Here is a 19,660-nt window from a genome sequence, read left to right on the forward strand (position 1 = left end):
ATCCTTTTTTCTTGTAAATTATCAAATTTTACACTGTATATTTTGTTAATACGCGCCATCTTTCTTGAAGATGACTTTGACCGTTTTCAGCAAAATGACGATGTCATTGAACAGAGACCAATTCTTGACATACCAGGCGTCGAGGTAGACGCGCGTATCGTAGCTGACATCGTTCCTGCCGCTGACTTGCCATAGACCCGTGACACCGGGTCTAGCTTCCAGGTAATAGTCAACTTGGGTGCCATAACGCTCCAGTTCCGCATCGACCACGGGACGCGGCCCGACCAGGCTCATTTCGCCTTTCAGTACGTTCCATAGCTGTGGCAATTCATCGAGGCTAGTCCGGCGCAGGAAATGACCTATCGAGGTAATGCGTGGATCGTTTTTCAGTTTGAAATCACGGTCCCATTCGGCACGGGCGACCGGGTCGCGTTCCAGTAACTCTTTCAACAACACATCGGCATTCACAGCCATGGTGCGAAATTTATAGCAGAGGAAATGCTTGCCATGCTGGCCCACGCGCTTGTGGCCGTAGAAAATGGGGCGGCCTGAAGCCATGACCTTGGCGGCGATCCACAGCAGGATGGGCGCGCCGACGATCATCACGGCGATCGACATCGTCAGGTCAAAGCAGCGCTTGATCAGTTGCAAACCTGGTCGCGCCAGGTTGTTGCGCATGGTCAGCAGGAGTACCTCGTGCGTAAAGAAATGGTTGACCTCCATGCCATACAGCGGCAGGCCGCGTACGGCTGGTACCACTTGCATATTGGCAACGCAACGGCTGACTTGTTGAATCATGCCTTGATAGGCATCAATACCACCTTGCTCCAGCGCCACGACCGCATGCGGATCGCCCAGCATCTTGAGTGTTTTTTCTGGATCATCGCCGAGTGAAATACATGGGACGGCCTGTTTGTTGCGGTTGAGGTAGTGATGCTCGAAGCGCTCCTGGCCTTCTGGTATCAGGAAGGCGATCAGGCGATAACCCATCAATGCTTCCTCATCGAAGGCGCGCGCTGTTTGCAAGGCATTGTCTCCCCATCCGATGATGACCATGGGACGTATCCAGCCGCCAGCTTTCATCAGCAGGTATTTGACCATGGCGCGCAGGAGCAATACCGCGCACGGCACCAGCAGCCAGGTGGCCAACAGTGCCTCGCGCGAGGAATCGCGCTTGCCCAGGAAGAGCAGGGCCGCATCGATCAAGCCCATGACCATGGCGACCTTCAGGAGTTCCTTGATTTCATTCGAGTACGGACGGCGTTTGGCATGGTGACCCTTCAGCTTGAACATAGCCACAGTGACCAGGGATAGCAGGCTGTAGCTGAACAGACGCGAGCTATCCAGCCCAAAGCTGTTCAGGTCGCTGGAATCGAGGGTCCATTTGCCAGCGAACCAGAATGCGATGAACATGGCAAGTGCATCGGCAAAGGTGAGGAAATATTTTTCCGCCCTGCTGCTGCAATACCATTTCACTTCTTGTACAAATATACCTTCGATTGGTTTCATGATGACTTGCTTAACCTTATATACTTCAGTGTGGATGACTTGATGTATCGCAGTGGATATCTCTGCGATCGGCCCGGTTAAACTCGGCCGTAGCGGTCTTCAAAGCGGACAATATCGTCTTCCCCAAGGTAGCTACCCGATTGAATTTCAATCAATTCCAGCGGTAGCTTGCCCGGATTGGCCAGAGAATGGACGACGCCGAGGGGGATATAGGTGGACTGATTTTCGGTCAGTAAATATTCCTTGTCGCCGTTGGTGATCTGAGCGGTGCCGGATACCACGATCCAGTGCTCTGCGCGGTGGTGATGCATTTGCAATGACAGTTTGGCACCCGGCTTGACGGTGATGCGCTTGACCTGGAAGCGCTCGCCGTTGCCGATGGAATCGTAGGATCCCCACGGTCGGAACACTTCGCGGTGCATGGTGGCTTCAGCACGGTCCTGGGCAATTAGCTGCGCCACCAGGGTCTTGGTATGTTGCGCCTGATCCGCATCCATGACCAATACGGCGTCGGCCGTTTCTACGATGACGGTATTGCGCATGCCGATGGCGGTCACCAGGCGACTATTGCCATGCACCAGGCAATCATTGCAATCCTGCATCAACACATCGCCTTGGGCGCTATTGTTGTTGGCGTCTTTTTTTGCCACGTCGAAGACGGCGGCCCATGAGCCGATATCGTTCCAGCCGGCATCGAGCGCAATGGTCGCCGCATGGCTGGTGCGTTCCATGACGGCATAGTCGACGGCGATATCGGGACTGGCGGCGTAGGCATCATGATCCAGGCGGATGAAATCGAGGTCGCTTTTCGCCTTGGCCAGCGCTTCCCGGCACGCCGCGACGACGGCAGGCTGAAAGCGTTCAAGTTCTTCCAGGTAACGGCTGGCGCGAAATACAAACATTCCGCTGTTCCAGAAATAATCGCCGCTGGCAATATATTGTTCAGCCAGCGCCAGGGCAGGCTTCTCGACAAATTCGACAATACGCTGGACCTGGCCAGCTGCGCCACCCTCGGCGCGGATATAGCCGTAGCCTGTCTCCGGTCCGCTAGGGGTAATGCCGAAGGTGAGCAGGTTGCCTTGTTCTGCAGCATCGCGCGCCAGGTTGATGGCGCGGTGGAACGCTGGGGTATCCAGGATGACATGGTCGGAAGGCAAAACGAGCAGGATGGGGTCGTCGCCGTTTTCCATGGCTTGCAGGGCCGCTGTGGCAATGGCCGGCGCCGTATTGCGGCGCATCGGTTCGAGTACCATGCGGGCATTGTCCAGGCCTATTTCACGCAACTGTTCCGCAACAATGAAACGCGACGATTCATTGCATACCAGCAAAGCCGGCGCCAAGGCCTCAATACCAGCCAGCCGTTGCAGCGTCTGCTGCAACATGCTGGTCTCGCCGGACAAACGCAAAAACTGTTTAGGGTAGCCTTCGCGCGACAGAGGCCACAAGCGTGTGCCGGAACCACCGCAAAGAATCACTGGTACAAGGGGAGTATTCATTTACGCATCAATTCAAAGTTAAAACAGCGTCGCCAAATGGGGAACTGAGTCGTTAGTCGCTCGAAAAAAGCGATGATTGTTTACGCAATTGCCATGCATGTATGCACAAGGCGTGCAGAAAATTATTATTGGTAAAGATTAAATATTTCAAAAGGGTATTATTTTAATGAATTATAAGAATCCATGTGTTTTTTCTCATCGTCTCGAATATTGACGTGGGCAGGAGGTGCCTTGGCGATCCATGTATTGTAATTTGCCTGGCAGCTATATCTACTCAGCTTCAAAGCGTTTCGAACAGAAAAGCAACAAAAATGCAGACGGCACTCATGCTGAGAATGAGTACAGCCCCTGCCGCACAGTCCTTGGCGATCTTGATGCTGGGGTGCAGGCCCGGATGCAGATGGTCAATCAAGTGCTCAAGCGCCGTATTAAACAGTTCAGCAGCCAGCACCAGGCCACAGTTGAGTAACAGCAGTGCCCACCAGAGCATCGCCGGCTTGCTACAGGCGAGCACGATCACGACCATCAGGGTGGCAAGGCATTGCAAGCGAAAGCTCGATTCCATACGGAAAGCCACGGCAATGCCGTTCAAGGCGAATCCCATGCGCTTGAAAAAAGGCTGGTTCTTCATGGATAGTGGCGATTAGATAGGGTGTTTCACGAACACGGCAAAGGGATTTCTTAATGGATACTTGACCATCGCGTTGATACGAGTGCAATATTGCGTCACCCATTAGAATAAAAAAGCTGACATCAGCGTCTTTGGCGCTTGTTAAAAAGTAAAAAGCCCATTTTCAAGAGAAATGAAAAGGGCTTTTTATGATTGCAGTGCCATGTCGCTCAACATACCAACTTCCTCCATGAAGCTGTCTGTTAGACAGCCAACTAAAGTGAGGAATCTAGCTGTCGCTGCTGGCGCAGCCAGGTGTTACTTATGGGCAGTAGCTGCGTGGTGCGTGGTGGTCGAATCTGAGCTTGCTGCGCCGGCTACGACGGCAACTGCTGCGCCGATGGCGATCATGGCGCTCGTGCTCAGGCCGGCAGCAGCGCCCACGCCGGCAGCAGTGCCGCCGCCGGTAGCGCCAGCAGCGCCAGCTGCTGGTGGCTGTGCTGGTACAACAGGTGGCGTCGTTTGAGCCATGGCTTGTGCGGAAGCGAAGCACAGGATTGCCGAAGCGATCAGAATTTTCTTCATGGGATATCCTTTTAGGTTGAACAGCGGGAATGATAAACTGTCACGCGATTGTAGCAACATTTCTCTTGCTAGTCTGCGCTGCACAGTCCATGGCGACAATAATTTATTGTATTTTAGCTGCATATCAGGCTGTTCACCTTGCCTGGCTACCCGTGATGTTGTTCATTATCAACAAAATACGTGACCGTGCCGATGCGGTTCCCTCTGTTTTTTGCTCAATGTCGCGGGAATTCCGGATGAATGCGAAAGCGCCGCACAAGTTTGCCAAGTCCTTGCCATCCCGCGTAAAATGCAGGCTTCGCGGGTGTAGCTCAATGGTAGAGCAGAAGCTTCCCAAGCTTACGACGAGGGTTCGATTCCCTTCACCCGCTCCATTTTTCGCTGGCGCCTGGCTTGATGCGGCGCGGCCACTTATTTCTCCATTCCCATGTCTTCTGATACCCCAGCAAACGGCCCGGCGCGGCCGATGATGTACGATCCGACCGAACACCGCATCCGCAGCTTCGTGACCCGCGCGGGGCGGCTGTCTGTCGCGCAGGCGCGCGCGCTTGAGACTTTGGGGCCGCAGTTTCTGGTGCCTTTCGCCAAAGAACCGATGGACTTCGAGCAGGTGTTCGGCCGCAAGGCACCGGTCATCCTGGAAATCGGTTTTGGCATGGGGGCGACGACTGCGCATATCGCCAAAGCCATGCCGGAGAAGGATTTCATTGGCGTCGAAGTGCATACGCCCGGTGTCGGCAGCCTGTTGAAGCTGATCGGCGAAGAGTCGCTGACGAATCTGCGTCTGCTGCAGCACGATGCGGTGGAAGTGCTGACGCACATGATTCCCGCCAATTCCCTGGCCGGCATCCACGTTTTCTTCCCCGATCCATGGCACAAGGCGCGCCATAACAAGCGCCGCCTGATCCAGTCGCCGTTCGTCAAGCAATTGACCGATCGCCTGGCGCCGGGCGGCTATCTGCACTGCGCCACCGATTGGGAAGATTACGCGGTGCAAATGCTGGAGGTGCTGGGCGCCGAGCCGCAGTTGCGCAATAGCGCCGATGCTTATGCGCCACAGCCCGCGTATCGTCCGCTGACCAAGTTTGAAAACCGCGGCTTGAAGCTGGGCCATGGCGTGTGGGATCTGGTGTTCATCAAGAAATAAACTCTCTTTATCGATTCACCCGTCTGTGCCGTCTGCGCAAGATCAAGCCTGCCGCGGCGACGCCGCAGGCTTTTTTAATGCGCGCTAGCGTGCGCTGGCTAGGCAAGGCGAGGGAATTACGGTAGTCTTATCTTTTTTGCATTGATTGATATTATGTCCAAGAAAATACTCGTGACCGGCGCATCCGGTTTCATCGGCTCGCATACCTGTGTCGAATTGCTGGCGGCCGGCTTTGATGTCGTTGCGGTGGATAATCTGTGCAATAGCGCGCGCGAAGCGATGGCGCGTGTGGAGCGCATTTCCGGCAAAAGCGTACCGTTCTACGAGGCCGACGTGCGCGACCGCACGGCCATGGCCGCTGTGTTGCGCGAACATGCCATCGATGCGGTGATCCATTTCGCAGGCTTGAAGGCTGTGGGGGAATCCGTGGCCCAGCCGTTGATGTATATGGATAACAATGTGACGGGCACCGTGGCCCTGCTGGAAGTGCTGGCGGCGGCGAATGTGAAGCGTTTTGTCTTCAGTTCGTCGGCTACCGTGTATGGCGATCCGGAAGCCTTGCCGATCCTGGAATCGTCGCGCCTGTCCGTGACCAATCCATATGGCCGCTCGAAGCTGATGGTCGAGCAGATACTGGCCGATCTCGTGCATGCCGATGCGCAATGGCAAGTCGGCGTATTGCGCTATTTCAATCCGGTCGGCGCGCATGCCAGCGGCTTGATCGGCGAAGATCCGGCCGGCATCCCGAATAACCTGATGCCTTTCATCGCCCAGGTGGCCGTGGGCCGCCGCGAGCGCCTGGCCGTCTTTGGCAATGATTACGCTACGCCGGATGGCACCGGCGTGCGCGACTACATCCACGTGGTCGATCTGGCGCTGGGCCATGTGGCCGCGTTGAATCGCCTGTTTTCCACCGAGGGAGGCTTTACCGTCAACCTGGGCACGGGCCATGGCTATAGCGTGCTCGACACCGTGCGCGCCTTCGAGGCCGCCAGCGGTCGCAAGGTACCGTACGACATCGTGCCGCGCCGCCCCGGTGACATCGCCAGCTGCTACGCCTCGGCCGACAAGGCGAAGGAACTGCTGGGCTGGCAGGCGCAGAAAAACATCGACGACATGTGCCGCGACCACTGGCGCTGGCAGCACCAGAATCCGCAAGGTTATTCAGTCTGACGCAAATCCGGCGCCCATAAAAAATCCCGCTCACACGCAAGTGTGGCGGGATTTTTTTAGAGCGCCAGCAAACCAATGGCGCCTGAAAAATGTCTGGGGCCAGGCGAAGCAACAGCGCCCCAGGCATTTTCTCAGGCAGCCATTATGGGTACAGACCGCGTACTTCGCGAGCTTGCAACACGCGCGTGCACGCCAGGATGAAGGTGGCGGTACGCATCGACACTTTCTTCTCTTGCGACACTTGCCATACCGCGTCGAACGCTTCGCGCATGATGCGGGTCAGGCGGCTGTTGATTTCTTCTTCGGTCCAGAAGAAGCTCGAGAAGTTCTGTGCCCACTCGAAGTAGCTGACGGTCACGCCGCCGGCGTTGGCCAGCACGTCCGGCACGATCAGTACGCCACGGTCGGTCAGGATGTCGTCCGCTGCCGGCAAGGTCGGGCCATTGGCGCCTTCCAGGATGATCTTGGCACGGATGATCTGTGCGCGTTCGGCGGTGATTTGCTGTTCCAGTGCCGCCGGGATCAGGATGTCGCAATCGATGCCCCAGAAATCTTCGCGCGGCACGAATGCCTCGGCGCCAGGGAAGCCTTCGACGCTGCCCACTTCGGCCACGTGTGCCAGCAATTGCGGGATGTTCAAGCCGCCGCTATGCACGACGGTGGTCTTGTGGTCTTGTACCGCGACCACTTTCGAGCCGGCTTCAGCGAACATGCGTGCAGCGACGCCGCCCACGTTGCCGAAACCTTGCACGATGACTTTCGCGCCTTCGAGCGACATGCCGATCTTGGCGGCCGCATCGCAACCGACGACGAATACGCCGCGGCCCGTCGCATCGCGGCGGCCCAGGCTGCCGCCCAGCGAGATAGGCTTACCCGTCACCACGCCGGTCGACATATTGCCGCCGATCATGGCGTAGCTGTCCATCATCCACGCCATGACCTGTTCATTCGTGTTGACGTCCGGCGCCGGGATATCCTTGTTTGGTCCGATGATCATGCTGATCTCGCTCGTGTAGCGGCGGGTCAGGCGCTGCAGTTCGTTGCGCGACAGGGTCTTCGGATCGACGCGGATACCGCCCTTGGCGCCGCCGTATGGCACGTTGACGGCGGCATTCTTGACCGTCATCCAGGCCGACAGGGCCATCACTTCCGACAACGTCACGTCCTGGTGGAAGCGCACGCCGCCCTTGCCCGGGCCGCGCGACAGGTTGTGCTGCACGCGGTAGCCTTCGTAGTGGGCAATGCTGCCGTCATCGCGCTCGATAGGCACGTCGACCGTCAGGATGCGCTTTGGACGCTTCAGCGTTTCCACCCAGCGCGACAGGTTGCCCAGGTATGGCGTAACGCGGTCGATCTGCTCGAGGTAGACGCCCCATGGGCCCAGGTCTTCAGGATTGAGGTAGGAAGGAAGTGCGTGCTTGCTGGTCATGCTTGAAAGCTCCTGACAATACGAATACGTTAGAGGCACAGCCGAGATGCAGCTGCGCGCAGCGGAACCGCATCGTAGGCGATAGCCTCATGCCCGGGCCAATGCTTTGTACGCATCCGGTTATGCATTTATTGCATAGATAGGAGGTCAGGATGGAGTTGCGGTGACGGCAGCGCGCCGGCGTTTTTTTCCGCCGCGTGCGGCGCTTTCCTGCGCCTGCACCAGGTATTGCCACAAGCTTTCGACGGTCTGCTTGCCGGGCCGCTGGCTAGACGGGCGCTCGCGGTATAAACGGATTTCCAGCTCGATTTCCCAGCCTGGCGCGCCGCCGTCGGCGCGCGCCAGGTGCTTGTATTTGACGTCGCGCATGACGGCCGATTCGGGCAGGAAGGCGATGCCGCGCCCTTCCAGCGCCATCATTTTCAATCCTTCGGCCATGTCCGTTTCGTAGCAGGTTTCCAGGAACAGGGGCGCCTTGGCGTCGGCCACCAGCAGTTCCACCATGCGTCCCAGGTAGGCGTTGCTGGTGTAGGAGAGGAAGGGCAGCGGCTCCTTGGCGCTACCCGGCAGGACGAAGTCCGGCACTTTGTCCTGGCCGCAGCGCGCATACGCGCGCAAGGTTTCGCGGCCCATCACCAGCATGTCGTAGCGGCCCGGGTCCAACTGCACCGGCTGGCGCGGATGGTGGTAGCACAGCAGCAGGTCGCAGCCGCCATCGACCAGCTGCAGCACGGCGTCGTGCACGTTCAGGGCCATCAAACGGCTGTTGATCGGCGCAAAACCCTCTTCCAGCGCTGTCAGCCATTTCGGCATGAAGGTCAGCGACAAGGTGTGCGGCACGGCGAAATCGACGCTCGTTTGCGTGGCCGCCCGCTTGCCGCGCAACAGGGCGCGCACGCCGTTGATCTGCCCCAGCATTTCCAGCGCCTGCTCATAAAATACGGCGCCGGCCGGTGTCAGCCGCGTCGGGTAGGAGGTGCGGTCAACCAGGTCGATGCCGAGCCAGTTTTCCAGCGACTGGATGCGACGCGAAAAGGCCGGCTGGGTCACGTGGCGCAGGGCCGCGGAACGGCTGAAATTATGCGTTTCAGCGAGCGAGATGAAGTCTTCCAGCCATTTGGTTTCCATCGCGGCAGCGTTCTCTTATCAAGGGCAGAGGCAAGGTGAAGTGGTCAGGGTGTATCGGGTGATGCCGACGGCTGGTACAGCGCGGCGGGCAGGCCGAAGAAGGACGGCGGGCCCAGGGTCGTGCCGTCGAGCGAGCTACCCGCGTTCAGGCCCTTGTTGATGGCCGTCAGCAGAGAGCTGCGCTCAGCCAGGTTCTGTATCAGCGCGCGCGGGCCGTTGTGGAAGGTGTGCTGGGCGATGTCCAGGGCGACGACGAAGATCGGTTCGCGGCGCATGGGCAATTCCAGCCATTCGCCGTCCTCGTCCTGTGCACAGAAAGTGGTGGGCAGGGTCATGTTTTCTGCGCCGGGAAGGTGCGACGCCAGCACCAGGCCGAAGGCTTCCGGCACCACGTCGGCCAGGCGGCGCACGGTGAGTTCGTCGCCGACCAGGGCACGTACTTGCGCTTCCACCGCGTCGTCGGCATCGGGCTGGGCGCCAAGGATTTCCACGGCCCGATAGATCAGGTCGGACGAGAGTGCTTCCATTAAATCATCTCCAGGATCATGGCGACGATTTCGTCGCCGTACGAGGCCAGTTTTTTCTCGCCCACGCCGCTCACGCCGCGCATCTGCTCCAGCGAGGTGGGCTTGGCCTTGGCGATTTCGCGCAATGTAGCGTCGACAAAAATCACGTAAGCGGGCACGTTGTGCGTGCGCGCCGTCTCCACGCGCCACCAGCGCAGCTTGTCGAAGATGGCCTGCTCGCTGGTGGACAGGTCCGTTTCCACATAGCCTTTCGCCACGCTGGTGCTGCGCTTGCTGGTTTTCACCGGTTTCTGGTATTGGCGCAGCTGCACCTTCTGGCCGCCCTTGAGCACGGGGCGCGAGGCATCCGTCAGTTTCAGCGAGCTGTATTGTTCATGGTCGACCGAGACGAGGCCCAGCGCGATGGCCTGGCGCAGTATCGCTTTCCACTCCGCTTCGCCCAGGTCCGAGCCGATGCCGAAGACGGAGAGCGAATCGTGGTGCCAGGTCTTGATGCGTTCCGATTCCACGCCGCGCAGCACGTCGATCACATGGCCGCCGGCGAAGCGCTGGTCGACGCGGTAGATGGCCGACAGCAGTTTTTGCACGGGCACCGTGCCGTCGAAGGACACGGGCGGCACCAGGCAGGTATCGCAATTGCCGCATGGGGACGCCGGTTCGCCGAAGTATTCGAGCAATCGCATGCGGCGGCAGCTGAGCGTTTCGCACAGGCCCAGCATGGCGTCGAGTTTGACACCCAGCACGCGCTTGAAAGTGTCCTCCGCTTCCGACTCATCGATCATGCGCCGCTGCAGCACCACGTCCTGCAAGCCGTACGCCATCCAGGCGTTGGCGGCCATGCCGTCGCGGCCCGCGCGCCCCGTTTCCTGGTAATAGCCCTCGATGCTTTTCGGTAGATCCAGATGCGCGACGAAGCGCACGTCGGGCTTGTCGATGCCCATGCCGAAGGCGATGGTGGCGACCATGACGATGTTTTCTTCGCGCAGGAAGCGCGCCTGGTTGGCGCTGCGCTTGGCGTACTCCATGCCGGCGTGATACGGCAGGGCGCGGATGCCGCTCTGGTTCAGGAATTCCGCCGTCTCTTCGACCTTTTTGCGCGACAGGCAGTAGACGATGCCGCAGTCGCCCGCATGTTCGGTGTTGATGAAGTCGAGCAGCTGCTTGCGGCCATTCGCTTTTTCCACGATCTGGTAGCGGATGTTCGGCCGGTCGAAGGACGAGACGAACTGGCGCGCATCTTCCAGCTGCAAACGCAGGGCGATTTCGGCGCGCGTCTGCGGGTCGGCCGTGGCCGTGAGCGCGATGCGCGGCACGTCCGGGAATTGCTCGTGCAGCACCGACAGCTTGATGTATTCGGGACGGAAGTCGTGGCCCCATTGAGCCACGCAGTGCGCCTCGTCGATGGCGAACAGGGAGATCTTCGAGGCCTGGAACAGGTCCAGGCAACGCTGCGTCATCAGGCGCTCGGGCGCCACGTAGACGACGTCGATGCCGCCCGTGCGTACCAGGCGCTCGATGCGGCTGGCTTCTTCGTAGGTTTGCGTGGAATTGAGGAAGGCGGCGCGCACGCCGACTTCCTCCAGCGCGTCGACCTGGTCCTGCATCAGCGCGATCAATGGCGAGACGACGACGCCGACGCCGTCGCGCAGCAGGGCCGGAATCTGATAGCACAAGGACTTGCCGCCGCCCGTGGGCATCAGCACCAGCGCGTCGCCGCCATGGCTGACATGGTCGACGATATCGGCTTGCTGGCCGCGGAAGGCCGGGTAGCCGAAAACGGTTTGCAGCAGGTGTAGCGCGCGCTGGTTAAGATCTTGATTCATAGTGCCTTATTCTGCCCAAACAACCCAGCCGTAGTGGGCGCTGGCCAACACCAGCAGGCCAAACACGATGCGGTACCAGGCAAAAAACGTGAAGTCGTGCGAGCTGATGTAGCGCAGCAGCCAGCGCACGCACAGGAAGGCGGAGATGAAGGCGGCCACGGTGCCCACGCCGAACAGGGGCACGTCGGTGGCCGACAGGATGTCGCGCGCTTTATACAGCGAGTAGAACGTAGCCGCCAGCAGGGTGGGGATGGCCAGGAAGAACGAGAATTCGGTGGCCGTCTTGCGTGACAGGCCCAGCAGCATGCCGCCGATGATGGTCGAGCCGGAACGGCTGGTGCCAGGAATCAGTGCGAACGCCTGGGCGCAGCCCACTTTCAAGGCGTCGAACGGCGTCATTTCATCGACCGAGTTGACGCGCACGGTGACGGGGTTGGTGCGCGCGCGGCGCTCCACCAGCAAGATGATGATGCCGCCGATGATGAAGGCCGTGGCCACGGGTACGGGCTTGAACAGCGCATGCTTGATCATCTTGCCGATAGCCAGGCCGATCACGGCCAGGGGCATGAAGGCGATGGCCACGTTTAGCACGAACTTGCGCGATTTGACCTCGGTGCTGAAGGTGGACAGCACGCTGCCGATGCGCTGGCGGTATTCCCAGCACACGGCCAGGATGGCGCCGGCCTGGATGGCGATCTCGAAGACATCCATGACTTCTTTCGAGACATCCTTGGTAAAGTCGAGCAGGCTGCCGGCCAGGATCAAATGTCCCGTGGATGAAATCGGCAAGAATTCGGTAAAACCTTCGACCAGCCCCATGATGATGGCTTTTAACGCAAGAATGAGATCCATAGATATATAAACGGGTATAAGTGACAGGATGGGGGGAGCGCGTGGCGCCCGCAATGTGCGCGGGGTCGAAGCTTACCACGACAGAGGCTTGCCGACCCTATTTGGGCACTGGCGGGCGGCGCTTTTTTAGCGCCAGCCGCCAGGCAGGGGGCGGATCAGGAGAGCTGTTTTGCCGGCGCCACCAGGCGCGCGCTGGCCGCCACCAGCAGCAGGGCGGCGCCCAGCATGGCGAAGGCGATATTCAGGCTGGTGGCGTGGGCGATGAAGCCGATCACGGCCGGACCAGCCAGGATGCCCGCGTAGCCGATGGTGGTGATGGCCGCCACCGCCAGGCTGGCCGGCATGGCATGTTGCTGGCCGGCGGCCGTGAAGAGGATGGGCACGATGTTCGCTGCGCCCAGGCCGATCAGCACGAAACCAAGCATTGCCAGGCTGGCGTGCGGCGCCAGCACGGCCAGGAAGAAGCCTGCTGCAGCAAACAGGCCGCCAAAAGTGAGTACCCGCTTGCCACCAAAACGACTGACCACCTTGTCACCGGTGAAACGGCCCAGCGTCATGGCGATGGCGAAGGCGGCGTAGCCGAGGCCACCCTTGGCTTCTTCCACGCCGCGCGTGGTGGTGAGGAACAGGGCGCTCCAGTCGAGAATCGCGCCTTCGGCCAGGAAAACGATAAAGCACAGCAGGCCGATGAGGATCACGGCGCCATGCGGCATGACGAACAGCGGCGTCTTTTCTCCGGAGGCGGACGCTGTCGGCAGCAGATGGCCTTGCGCCGCACCCAGCACGCCACACAGCAGCAGCATCACTACCACGCAGGACCAGGCTGGTGTCAGTCCCAGCCACAGTAGCATGGCCATGCAGGCGGCGCCCGCAAAGCCGCCCACGCTGAACAGCGCATGAAAGCCCGACATCATGGCGCCGCCATTGGCTTTTTCGATGATCACGGCCTGGATATTGATGGCCACGTCGAAGGTGCCCATGGCCGCGCCGAACACCAGCAGCACCAGTCCCAGTTGCAGCGGCGTGGCGGCCAGCGCCAGGCCGGGCAGGATGGCAGTCAGGAGCAGGCCGGCGCCGACGATGACCTTGCGGCAGCCGAAGCGTGCCGCAAGCATGCCCGTAAACGGCATCGCGCACAGCGAGCCGGCGCCCAGGCACAGCAGCAAAATGCCCAGAGTCGCTTCATCGAGGCCCAGGCGCGACTTGGCGTAGGGCACCAGCGGCGCCCAGGCCGCCATGCCGAGGCCGGCAGCGAAGAAGACCAGGCGCGTGGCGCGTTGTTGCAGGGTGCCGGTGAGATGCATGGGGGAGCTTTTCAAGAGTTGGGGTGGATAATTCAGGCGCGGGCGCGCAGCACTTGCACACCCAGCCGTTCAAAGGCGGTCACGTGGGTGACATCGGCATCGGCTTCGAGCACCAGGTGCTGTAGCAAGCCGGTGGCCAGCACGCCGAAGGGCGCGGCCGTGCCCAGCTTGTCGCTGGTGGCAGCGACGACGACGGCCTTGCTGGCGCCGGCGATGCTGCGCTTGAACTCGGCCTCGTCGTAGTTGAACGCTGTCACGCCTGCGTCCGCATCGGCGCCGCAGGCGCCCAGGAAGCACAGGTCGGGATGCATGCGCTCGACCGTGCGCAAGGCCTGCGGCCCCAGGCTGGCGCCCGCGCGGCGGTCGACCCTGCCGCCAGCCATGATCAGCTCGATTTCCGGGCGCTCCATGAGTGCCATGGCAATCGAAGGCGCATTCGTGATGACAGTGAGCGACAACTCCGGCAAGGCGCTGGCGATGGCCAGGTTGGTCGAGCCCGCATCGAGAAACAGCACCTGGCCCGCGCGCACCAGGGAGACGGCGGCCTGCGCCAGGCGCGCCTTGCGTTCCGGCGCTTCCTGCTTGCGTTGCGTCAGGCTACCGCCGTCTGGCGCCAGCGGCAGGGCGCCGCCATACACGCGCTGGCACAGGCCGGCCGCCGCCATCTCGCGCAGGTCGCGCCGTATCGTATCTTCGGAAACATCGAGCTGGCGCGCCAGGTCCAGCGCCAGTACCCTGCCGTCGGCATGCAATTGTTGCTGGATCAGCGCGTGGCGCTGTTTGAGAAGCAGGGTGGCAGACATGTTGAGCTTATAAACGTGCAGGAATGTGCATGAATATACGCAAACGTGCAAATCGAGTCAAGGTTACTGTTATGCGCGTGCTGGTATTGCCGTAGGGATATGAAGTGCTACAGTGAGGAAATGGAACAAATTAAAGGAAACCATGCTCTCCAGTAAATTGTTAATGGCAACCTTGCTGGGTCGCGTCATGCGCCGCAGTGGGTGGGGTGCACTAGGCATGCTGATTGTTTTCAATGCGCTGCATTGGAAGCGCCACGGCACGTTGGACTGGAGCGATGCGCGCTCTTCCCTCCTCGCGCTGCTGGCCTATCTGGTGATCTTTCTGCTGATGGAATACAAGCGCCTGCGTGACGAAGAGCGGGCCTCGGTGCGGACAAACGCCGCAGACTAAAGCACAGCTGGCGTTCAGGGCGCCGTCAGCCGTTCCAGCTCTGCCAGCCAGCCGATCGCGTGTTCGCGGCTGCCGCCGCACATCTCTGCGGAAGGCTGCAAGCCGCCGCAAAAGGCGGGCCGTTCCGGTCGGCCAAAGATCTTGCAGCGGTTGTCGTCGGCCAGTTGGATGCAGCGCACGCCCGCCGGTTTGCCATCCGGCATGCCGGGAATCGGGCTGGTGATGGACGGTGCAGTGCAGCAGGCGCCGCACGAGGGGCGGCATGCCAGGGGGGCAGATGGTGACATGGGATTTCAGACGGGCGGGTGAGGAGCCGACAGTATAGCAAGCCGGCTCCCATGCGTTGCCAGGGACGCGTTTAACGCACGATGCTGACGCGCTTGCCCGACAGGGTGCGGCGGACCGGATCGCCATGCACGGTGATGCGGCCGGAACCGCTGGCGCGGGCGTTGACTTCATTCTGGACGGCGACATCGATGTCGCCGGAACCATTGCTCGCCAGATAGGCAACGTCGCTGCGCAGGGCGGCCAGGTTGATATCGCCCGAGCCATTCACGTTGGCGTCGAGGCGCTGCACGGCGCCGCTGGCGCTGATGCTGCCCGAGCCATTGACGGCCACGTTGATGCGCTCGCCGCGCACGCTGCCCAGCTGGATGTGACCGGAAGCGTTCTGCACCGCGTCCGTATTGCCGCTGGCGAGGGCCGCCGCGTTGATGCTGCCCGAGCCATTGTTGGCCACGTCGAAGCGTCCCACCGTGCCCGACAGTTCGCTCTTCATCGAACCGCGCTGCTCCAGGCTGAAATCTTCGCCTGTGAAACCGCTGACCACCAGGCGGCCAGAGCCGGAGATATTGATCTTCTTCAATTGCGGTGTCGTATAAATGACGTGGATGCCATTGCTGCTGCGAATGTTCGCATCGCTCCAGATACGCAGGGTATTGCCGCTCACTTCGCTATGGATGCGCGGCTGCAGATTGCTGTCCGCTTCGATCACCAGCGAGGTTGCCGGGCCGACGCGCACGTCGATCTTCATGCCGATGCGCTTCATGCTGTCGATGTCGAGCGTGTGGATGGTGCTGACCTGGCGCACGTCGCGGCTCAGTTGCTCGTTGCCCTGGACGGCATTGCCACCCGCATCGGCATAGCGCACTTCGCCATCGTTGGGGTTGATGACGATGGCGCAACCGCCAAGGGCAACGGCACAGCACAGGGCCAGCAAGGTACGCATGGTGTTTCCTTTATGATTGTTGTAGTTCGGAACAAGCAAAAAGCCGGCTGCCGCGTTGCGGCTGCCGTGCTGTCGATGGCAAGATAGCAAAGTGCCTATCTTTGCTGAACGCAAATGCGATGAACTGCGCGAAATGGCGACTGAACTGCATTTTGGCCTGCCCGAAACTGCAGGCCGCATGGGGCGGTGCAGGCACGGAGGGTACAATGTCTGTGCTTTGTTGCAAGGTGAGGCGTCCTTTGTTGCGCTGGTGGCCTGCGCTTGACCTTGCCGGTAGACAGGTCTACCATTAATGACTCAAAAGTAAGTTACTTGGAAAGATACATGCAAGCCCCGATTGATACCAAGCCCCGCTGGGAGCGGCGCAAGGATGCCCGCCCGCAGGAATTGCTCGCTGCTGCCCTCGACCTGTTTGTCGAACGGGGATTCGCATCGACGCGTCTGGAGGATGTGGCCAAGCGGGCCGGCGTGTCGAAAGGCACCCTGTACCTGTACTTTGAGAATAAACAGGAGCTGTTCAAGGCCGTGGTGCGCGACAATATCGTGCAGTCGATCGGGGAGGCGGAAGACAGCATGGCCGCTTCGGACCGCAGCAGTGCCGAATTGTTGCGCAAGGTGTTGATGCAGTGGTGGGAAGAATTCGGCGCTACCAAACTGGCTGGTTTGACCAAGCTGATGCTGGCCGAAGCGAACAATTTCCCGGAACTGGCGCAGTTTTACAACGAAGAAGTCGTCACGCGCGGCAATGGGCTGATCGTCAGCCTGCTGGAACGGGGCATGCAGCGCGGCGAATTCCGCCAGGTCGATCCGGTACTGGTCAGCACCATCCTCAGCGCGCCCGTCACCATGCTCATGATGTGGACGCACTCCTTCTTGCCGTGCGAGGTCAAGAATATCGATCCCGTCGCCTATATGGATGCCTTTATCGACATGAGCTTGCGCAGCTTGCAGGCGGAGGCGCCCGGGAAAAGTTGATGCGCCGCGCCTGCTTTCTACCGTTCAGTTGCCCCTTTTCCAAGGTTCGCCCCCTCAAATCTGCAGATCGTCGCAAATTTCCTCCATTCCCCGCCTTTATGGTTAACATGTGCTTTCAGCCAGTTCAACGATAAAATGGCGGATTATTACTTCACTTACCGAGTCCAAAGATGAATATCGAACAAGCCCGCTTCAATATGATCGAACAGCAGATCCGTCCATGGGACGTACTGGATATCGACGTGCTGGAGCTGTTGAACGTGGTCAAGCGTGAAGATTTCGTGCCGGCCGCCTATAAAAACCTGGCCTTCGTCGATACGGAAATTCCACTGGGCGGCGGCGAATGTATGCTCACGCCGAAGCTGGAAGCGCGCATTTTGCAAGACGTAGCCGTCAAAAAGCATGAGAATGTGCTGGAGATCGGCAGCGGCAGCGGCTACATGGCGGCTTTGCTGGCGCACAAGGCGCGTCATGTGACGAGCGTGGAAATCGTTCCCCAATTGAAAACCCTGGCCGAGCAAAACCTGGCCGCCAATGGCGTGACGAACGTGACTGTGGAACTGGGCGACGGCGCCCAGGGCTGGAGCAAGGGCGCACCCTACGATGTGATCGTCGTCTCGGGCTCCCTGGCCGTGTTGCCGGAAGCGTTGCTGCAACAAGTGAAAGTCGGCGGCCGCATCCTGGCCATCATCGGCGAAGCGCCTATCATGTCGGCGCACCTGATCACGCGCAGCTCGGACAAGGCTTATGACACGCGCAAGCTGTTTGAAACCAATGTCACACCGCTGCAAGCCGTGGCACCGTCGCATTTCCAGTTCTGAGGCGACCGATTCGATGGAGCATTTGAGTGCACCGCAGCTGGCCGCCTGGCTGGCTGACGCTTCCCGCCCGCGCCCGTTGTTGCTGGACGTACGGGAACAGTGGGAGTTCGACCTGTGCCACCTCGACGGTGCCACCTTGATGCAGATGAACTCGATTCCTGCGCGCATCGATGACCTCGATGAAGATGCCGAGATCGTCTGCATCTGTCATCACGGCATGCGCAGCATGCAAGTGGCGGCCTTCCTGGAGCGCAATGGTTTTGGCAAGATCAGTAATTTGACGGGCGGCGTGCATGCCTGGGCGCTGCAAGTCGACAGCGCGATGCCTACATACTAATTTATTTTGCAGTAGATGCACTCAGGCATGTTTCCCTGCATGCCTGTGGAGGCCTGTACCCCGCTCACCCGGCGGGCACAAGGTCGGCGGTAGCAGATTTTTGATTCCATCAACTTTTGACGACTCCAACGGAGAAATGCAATGCGGAAACCCCTTATCGCCGTGCTGATGACCAGCGCCTTTGTCTCGATGACATGCTCGCTGCAAGTGCAGGCGGCCGATCTCATCCAGGTGTACCAGCAGGCGCTGGCCAATGACGCGCAGTACGCCAGCGCGCGCGCGGCCCTGTCGGCCGGGATGGAGCGGGTTCCGCAGGGGCTGGCGGGCTTGCTGCCGCAAGTGTCCGCCTCGGGCAGCAATACGCGCGGCAACCAGGAGCAGATACTGCAGAACGCGGGTGGCAACAAGATCACTTCGCCATCCGTGAACGTCCGTACGAACAGCTATAACCTGACGCTGGCGCAGCCGCTGTTCCGTTGGGATCGCTGGGAAACTTACCAGCAAAGCAAGCTGGCTCAGGCGATTGCCGAAGCGCAATTTGCACAGGTACAGCAAGACCTGATCACGCGCGTGGCACAGGCCTATTTTGACGTGCTGAGCGCGCAAGACAACCTGGGCGCCACGCAGGCGCAAAAAGTCGCCACGACGGAGCAACTGGCATCGGCCAAGCGCAACTTCGAGGTCGGCACGCAGACGATTACCGACACGCATGAAGCGCAAGCGGCCTACGACCTGGTGGTGGCGCAGGAGTTTGCCGCCATCAATGACCTGGCCAACAAGCGTAGCGCCCTGCAAACCATCATCGGCGAAGCGCCAACGAACCTGGCGCCGATGCGCTCGGGCATCGTCATCAGCGCGCCGGAACCGGCCGCCATCGAACCATGGGTGAGCTCGGCGGAAGAGCAGAGCTACGGCGTCATCACGGCCCAGTTCAACGTGGAATCGGCCAAGCGCGACATCGGCCGCAACCGCGCCGGCCACTACCCGACCCTGGACCTCATCGCCAACACGGGCCATACCTACACCTCCGGTGGCGGCAGTGGCAACGGCAATAACAACAACGCCATCGGCGTGCAGTGGAGCATCCCCATCTTCAGCGGCTTTGCCGTCACCAGCAAGGTGCGCGAATCGATCGCGCTGGAAAACAAGGCCCGCAACGATCTGGAAACGGCACGCCGCGCGGCATCGCAAGGCGCGCGCCAGGCTTTCCTGGGTGTCAATAGCGGCCTGGCCCAGGTAAAAGCGCTGGAAGCGGCGGAAGTGTCGAGCAAATCGGCGCTCGAGTCGAACCAGCTCGGCTACCAAGTGGGCGTGCGCATCAATATCGACGTCTTGAATGCGCAAAAACAACTGTTCTCGACGCAGAAAGACCTGTCGAAAGCGCGCTACGACACCATCATGAACGGCTTGCGCCTGAAGGCCGCAGCCGGCACCTTGAAGGAAACGGACTTGATGCCGGTGAACGCCTTGCTCGACAGGTAAGCATGGCCTTGTTCTGCATGAAAACCAGCGTCGCTAACGG

The 19,660-nt window shown here is 60.1% G+C and carries 20 protein-coding genes and 1 tRNA gene; 8 read left to right on the plus strand and 13 right to left on the minus strand.

Going from position 1 to position 19,660, the window contains the following annotated elements:
- Positions 1 to 45 precede the first annotated feature (45 nt).
- From wbaP to K0F85_RS06755, 4 genes are all read right to left on the minus strand, one after another.
- The gene (gene wbaP, locus K0F85_RS06740; protein ID WP_219115200.1) at positions 46 to 1,509 is read right to left on the minus strand and encodes an undecaprenyl-phosphate galactose phosphotransferase WbaP; all 1,464 of its coding nucleotides are present in this window, start codon (positions 1,507 to 1,509) and stop codon (positions 46 to 48) included.
- A 77-nt stretch (positions 1,510 to 1,586) separates the two neighbouring features.
- Positions 1,587 to 3,005, minus strand: coding sequence for a mannose-1-phosphate guanylyltransferase/mannose-6-phosphate isomerase (locus K0F85_RS06745; RefSeq protein WP_219115201.1), 1,419 nt, complete (start codon positions 3,003 to 3,005; stop codon positions 1,587 to 1,589).
- A 280-nt stretch (positions 3,006 to 3,285) separates the two neighbouring features.
- Positions 3,286 to 3,636 (minus strand): diacylglycerol kinase, encoded by a 351-nt coding sequence (locus K0F85_RS06750; RefSeq protein WP_219115203.1) that lies wholly within the window; start codon positions 3,634 to 3,636, stop codon positions 3,286 to 3,288.
- A gap of 297 nt (positions 3,637 to 3,933) precedes the next feature.
- A complete protein-coding gene (locus K0F85_RS06755; protein WP_219115205.1) occupies positions 3,934 to 4,323 on the minus strand; it encodes a hypothetical protein in 390 nt (129 codons plus the stop codon).
- Positions 4,324 to 4,500: 177 nt separating this feature from the next.
- On the opposite strand from K0F85_RS06755, the gene K0F85_RS06760 reads away from it, so the two are divergent.
- The 3 genes from K0F85_RS06760 (at position 4,501) to galE (ending at position 6,520) form a co-directional block, all read left to right on the plus strand.
- Positions 4,501 to 4,574 (plus strand) — tRNA-Gly (locus K0F85_RS06760).
- Positions 4,575 to 4,666: 92 nt separating this feature from the next.
- Positions 4,667 to 5,347, plus strand: a complete 681-nt coding sequence (gene trmB / locus K0F85_RS06765; RefSeq protein WP_219115602.1) for a tRNA (guanosine(46)-N7)-methyltransferase TrmB — start codon at positions 4,667 to 4,669, stop codon at positions 5,345 to 5,347.
- Positions 5,348 to 5,500: 153 nt separating this feature from the next.
- Positions 5,501 to 6,520 carry a UDP-glucose 4-epimerase GalE gene (gene galE / locus K0F85_RS06770; protein WP_219115207.1) on the plus strand — a complete coding sequence of 340 codons (1,020 nt, stop codon included), beginning with the start codon at positions 5,501 to 5,503 and terminating at the stop codon, positions 6,518 to 6,520.
- Between the two features lie 142 nt (positions 6,521 to 6,662).
- On the opposite strand, the gene K0F85_RS06775 is transcribed toward galE, so the two are convergent.
- The 7 genes from K0F85_RS06775 to K0F85_RS06805 form a co-directional block, all read right to left on the minus strand.
- Positions 6,663 to 7,949: a Glu/Leu/Phe/Val dehydrogenase gene (locus K0F85_RS06775; RefSeq protein WP_219115208.1), complete on the minus strand. Its 1,287-nt coding sequence runs from the start codon at positions 7,947 to 7,949 to the stop codon at positions 6,663 to 6,665.
- Positions 7,950 to 8,096: 147 nt separating this feature from the next.
- Entirely contained in the window at positions 8,097 to 9,077 is a 981-nt protein-coding gene (locus tag K0F85_RS06780) for a LysR family transcriptional regulator (RefSeq protein WP_219115210.1), read from the minus strand.
- Between the two features lie 44 nt (positions 9,078 to 9,121).
- Complete coding sequence (locus K0F85_RS06785) at positions 9,122 to 9,604, minus strand: hypothetical protein (RefSeq protein ID WP_219115216.1); 483 nt, start codon at positions 9,602 to 9,604, stop codon at positions 9,122 to 9,124.
- A complete protein-coding gene (gene recQ, locus K0F85_RS06790; RefSeq protein WP_219115218.1) occupies positions 9,604 to 11,427 on the minus strand; it encodes a DNA helicase RecQ in 1,824 nt (607 codons plus the stop codon). Before recQ ends, K0F85_RS06785 begins: the two co-directional genes overlap by 1 nt.
- 6 nt (positions 11,428 to 11,433) lie before the next feature.
- Positions 11,434 to 12,279 carry an undecaprenyl-diphosphate phosphatase gene (locus K0F85_RS06795; RefSeq protein WP_219115220.1) on the minus strand — a complete coding sequence of 282 codons (846 nt, stop codon included), beginning with the start codon at positions 12,277 to 12,279 and terminating at the stop codon, positions 11,434 to 11,436.
- 155 nt (positions 12,280 to 12,434) lie between these two features.
- The gene (locus K0F85_RS06800; protein ID WP_219115222.1) at positions 12,435 to 13,583 is read right to left on the minus strand and encodes an MFS transporter; all 1,149 of its coding nucleotides are present in this window, start codon (positions 13,581 to 13,583) and stop codon (positions 12,435 to 12,437) included.
- Positions 13,584 to 13,615: 32 nt separating this feature from the next.
- On the minus strand, positions 13,616 to 14,386 hold the full coding sequence (locus tag K0F85_RS06805) for a DeoR/GlpR family DNA-binding transcription regulator (protein WP_219115224.1): 771 nt from the start codon (positions 14,384 to 14,386) through the stop codon (positions 13,616 to 13,618).
- 142 nt (positions 14,387 to 14,528) lie between these two features.
- Between K0F85_RS06805 and K0F85_RS06810 the strand changes: the two genes are divergently transcribed.
- A complete protein-coding gene (locus K0F85_RS06810) occupies positions 14,529 to 14,777 on the plus strand; it encodes a hypothetical protein (protein WP_219115226.1) in 249 nt (82 codons plus the stop codon).
- 14 nt (positions 14,778 to 14,791) lie between these two features.
- Here the strand turns inward: K0F85_RS06810 and K0F85_RS06815 are convergent, their stop codons facing one another.
- Positions 14,792 to 15,064: a YkgJ family cysteine cluster protein gene (locus K0F85_RS06815; RefSeq protein WP_219115228.1), complete on the minus strand. Its 273-nt coding sequence runs from the start codon at positions 15,062 to 15,064 to the stop codon at positions 14,792 to 14,794.
- A 71-nt stretch (positions 15,065 to 15,135) separates the two neighbouring features.
- The gene (locus K0F85_RS06820) at positions 15,136 to 16,005 is read right to left on the minus strand and encodes a head GIN domain-containing protein (RefSeq protein ID WP_219115229.1); all 870 of its coding nucleotides are present in this window, start codon (positions 16,003 to 16,005) and stop codon (positions 15,136 to 15,138) included.
- Positions 16,006 to 16,329: 324 nt separating this feature from the next.
- On the opposite strand from K0F85_RS06820, the gene K0F85_RS06825 reads away from it, so the two are divergent.
- The 4 genes from K0F85_RS06825 to K0F85_RS06840 all read left to right on the plus strand — a co-directional run bounded on the left by K0F85_RS06825 (position 16,330) and on the right by K0F85_RS06840 (position 19,620).
- Positions 16,330 to 16,980 (plus strand): TetR/AcrR family transcriptional regulator, encoded by a 651-nt coding sequence (locus tag K0F85_RS06825; RefSeq protein WP_219115231.1) that lies wholly within the window; start codon positions 16,330 to 16,332, stop codon positions 16,978 to 16,980.
- Between the two features lie 170 nt (positions 16,981 to 17,150).
- Entirely contained in the window at positions 17,151 to 17,801 is a 651-nt protein-coding gene (locus tag K0F85_RS06830; RefSeq protein ID WP_219115232.1) for a protein-L-isoaspartate O-methyltransferase, read from the plus strand.
- A gap of 13 nt (positions 17,802 to 17,814) precedes the next feature.
- A complete protein-coding gene (locus K0F85_RS06835; RefSeq protein WP_219115234.1) occupies positions 17,815 to 18,138 on the plus strand; it encodes a rhodanese-like domain-containing protein in 324 nt (107 codons plus the stop codon).
- Between the two features lie 141 nt (positions 18,139 to 18,279).
- Positions 18,280 to 19,620 carry a TolC family outer membrane protein gene (locus K0F85_RS06840; protein ID WP_219115235.1) on the plus strand — a complete coding sequence of 447 codons (1,341 nt, stop codon included), beginning with the start codon at positions 18,280 to 18,282 and terminating at the stop codon, positions 19,618 to 19,620.
- The last annotated feature ends 40 nt before the right edge of the window (positions 19,621 to 19,660 follow it).

It is taken from the genome of Janthinobacterium sp. UMAB-56, from assembly GCF_900095265.1.
GTDB lineage: Bacteria > Pseudomonadota > Gammaproteobacteria > Burkholderiales > Burkholderiaceae_D > Janthinobacterium.

Excerpts from the sequence above, each read along its gene's own strand:
- K0F85_RS06755 (WP_219115205.1), bottom strand. The coding sequence starts at position 4,323 with ATGCAGCTAAAATACAATAAATTATTGTCGCCATGGACTGTGCAGCGC.
- K0F85_RS06795 (WP_219115220.1), bottom strand. The coding sequence starts at position 12,279 with ATGGATCTCATTCTTGCGTTAAAAGCCATCATCATGGGGCTGGTCGAA.
- wbaP (WP_219115200.1), bottom strand. The coding sequence starts at position 1,509 with ATGAAACCAATCGAAGGTATATTTGTACAAGAAGTGAAATGGTATTGC.
- K0F85_RS06830 (WP_219115232.1), top strand. The coding sequence starts at position 17,151 with ATGAATATCGAACAAGCCCGCTTCAATATGATCGAACAGCAGATCCGT.
- K0F85_RS06820 (WP_219115229.1), bottom strand. The coding sequence starts at position 16,005 with ATGCGTACCTTGCTGGCCCTGTGCTGTGCCGTTGCCCTTGGCGGTTGC.
- K0F85_RS06750 (WP_219115203.1), bottom strand. The coding sequence starts at position 3,636 with ATGAAGAACCAGCCTTTTTTCAAGCGCATGGGATTCGCCTTGAACGGC.
- K0F85_RS06805 (WP_219115224.1), bottom strand. The coding sequence starts at position 14,386 with ATGTCTGCCACCCTGCTTCTCAAACAGCGCCACGCGCTGATCCAGCAA.
- K0F85_RS06775 (WP_219115208.1), bottom strand. The coding sequence starts at position 7,949 with ATGACCAGCAAGCACGCACTTCCTTCCTACCTCAATCCTGAAGACCTG.
- K0F85_RS06835 (WP_219115234.1), top strand. The coding sequence starts at position 17,815 with ATGGAGCATTTGAGTGCACCGCAGCTGGCCGCCTGGCTGGCTGACGCT.
- K0F85_RS06810 (WP_219115226.1), top strand. The coding sequence starts at position 14,529 with ATGCTCTCCAGTAAATTGTTAATGGCAACCTTGCTGGGTCGCGTCATG.
- trmB (WP_219115602.1), top strand. The coding sequence starts at position 4,667 with ATGATGTACGATCCGACCGAACACCGCATCCGCAGCTTCGTGACCCGC.
- K0F85_RS06745 (WP_219115201.1), bottom strand. The coding sequence starts at position 3,005 with ATGAATACTCCCCTTGTACCAGTGATTCTTTGCGGTGGTTCCGGCACA.
- K0F85_RS06815 (WP_219115228.1), bottom strand. The coding sequence starts at position 15,064 with ATGTCACCATCTGCCCCCCTGGCATGCCGCCCCTCGTGCGGCGCCTGC.
- K0F85_RS06825 (WP_219115231.1), top strand. The coding sequence starts at position 16,330 with ATGCAAGCCCCGATTGATACCAAGCCCCGCTGGGAGCGGCGCAAGGAT.
- galE (WP_219115207.1), top strand. The coding sequence starts at position 5,501 with ATGTCCAAGAAAATACTCGTGACCGGCGCATCCGGTTTCATCGGCTCG.
- K0F85_RS06840 (WP_219115235.1), top strand. The coding sequence starts at position 18,280 with ATGCGGAAACCCCTTATCGCCGTGCTGATGACCAGCGCCTTTGTCTCG.
- K0F85_RS06780 (WP_219115210.1), bottom strand. The coding sequence starts at position 9,077 with ATGGAAACCAAATGGCTGGAAGACTTCATCTCGCTCGCTGAAACGCAT.
- K0F85_RS06785 (WP_219115216.1), bottom strand. The coding sequence starts at position 9,604 with ATGGAAGCACTCTCGTCCGACCTGATCTATCGGGCCGTGGAAATCCTT.
- K0F85_RS06800 (WP_219115222.1), bottom strand. The coding sequence starts at position 13,583 with ATGCATCTCACCGGCACCCTGCAACAACGCGCCACGCGCCTGGTCTTC.
- recQ (WP_219115218.1), bottom strand. The coding sequence starts at position 11,427 with ATGAATCAAGATCTTAACCAGCGCGCGCTACACCTGCTGCAAACCGTT.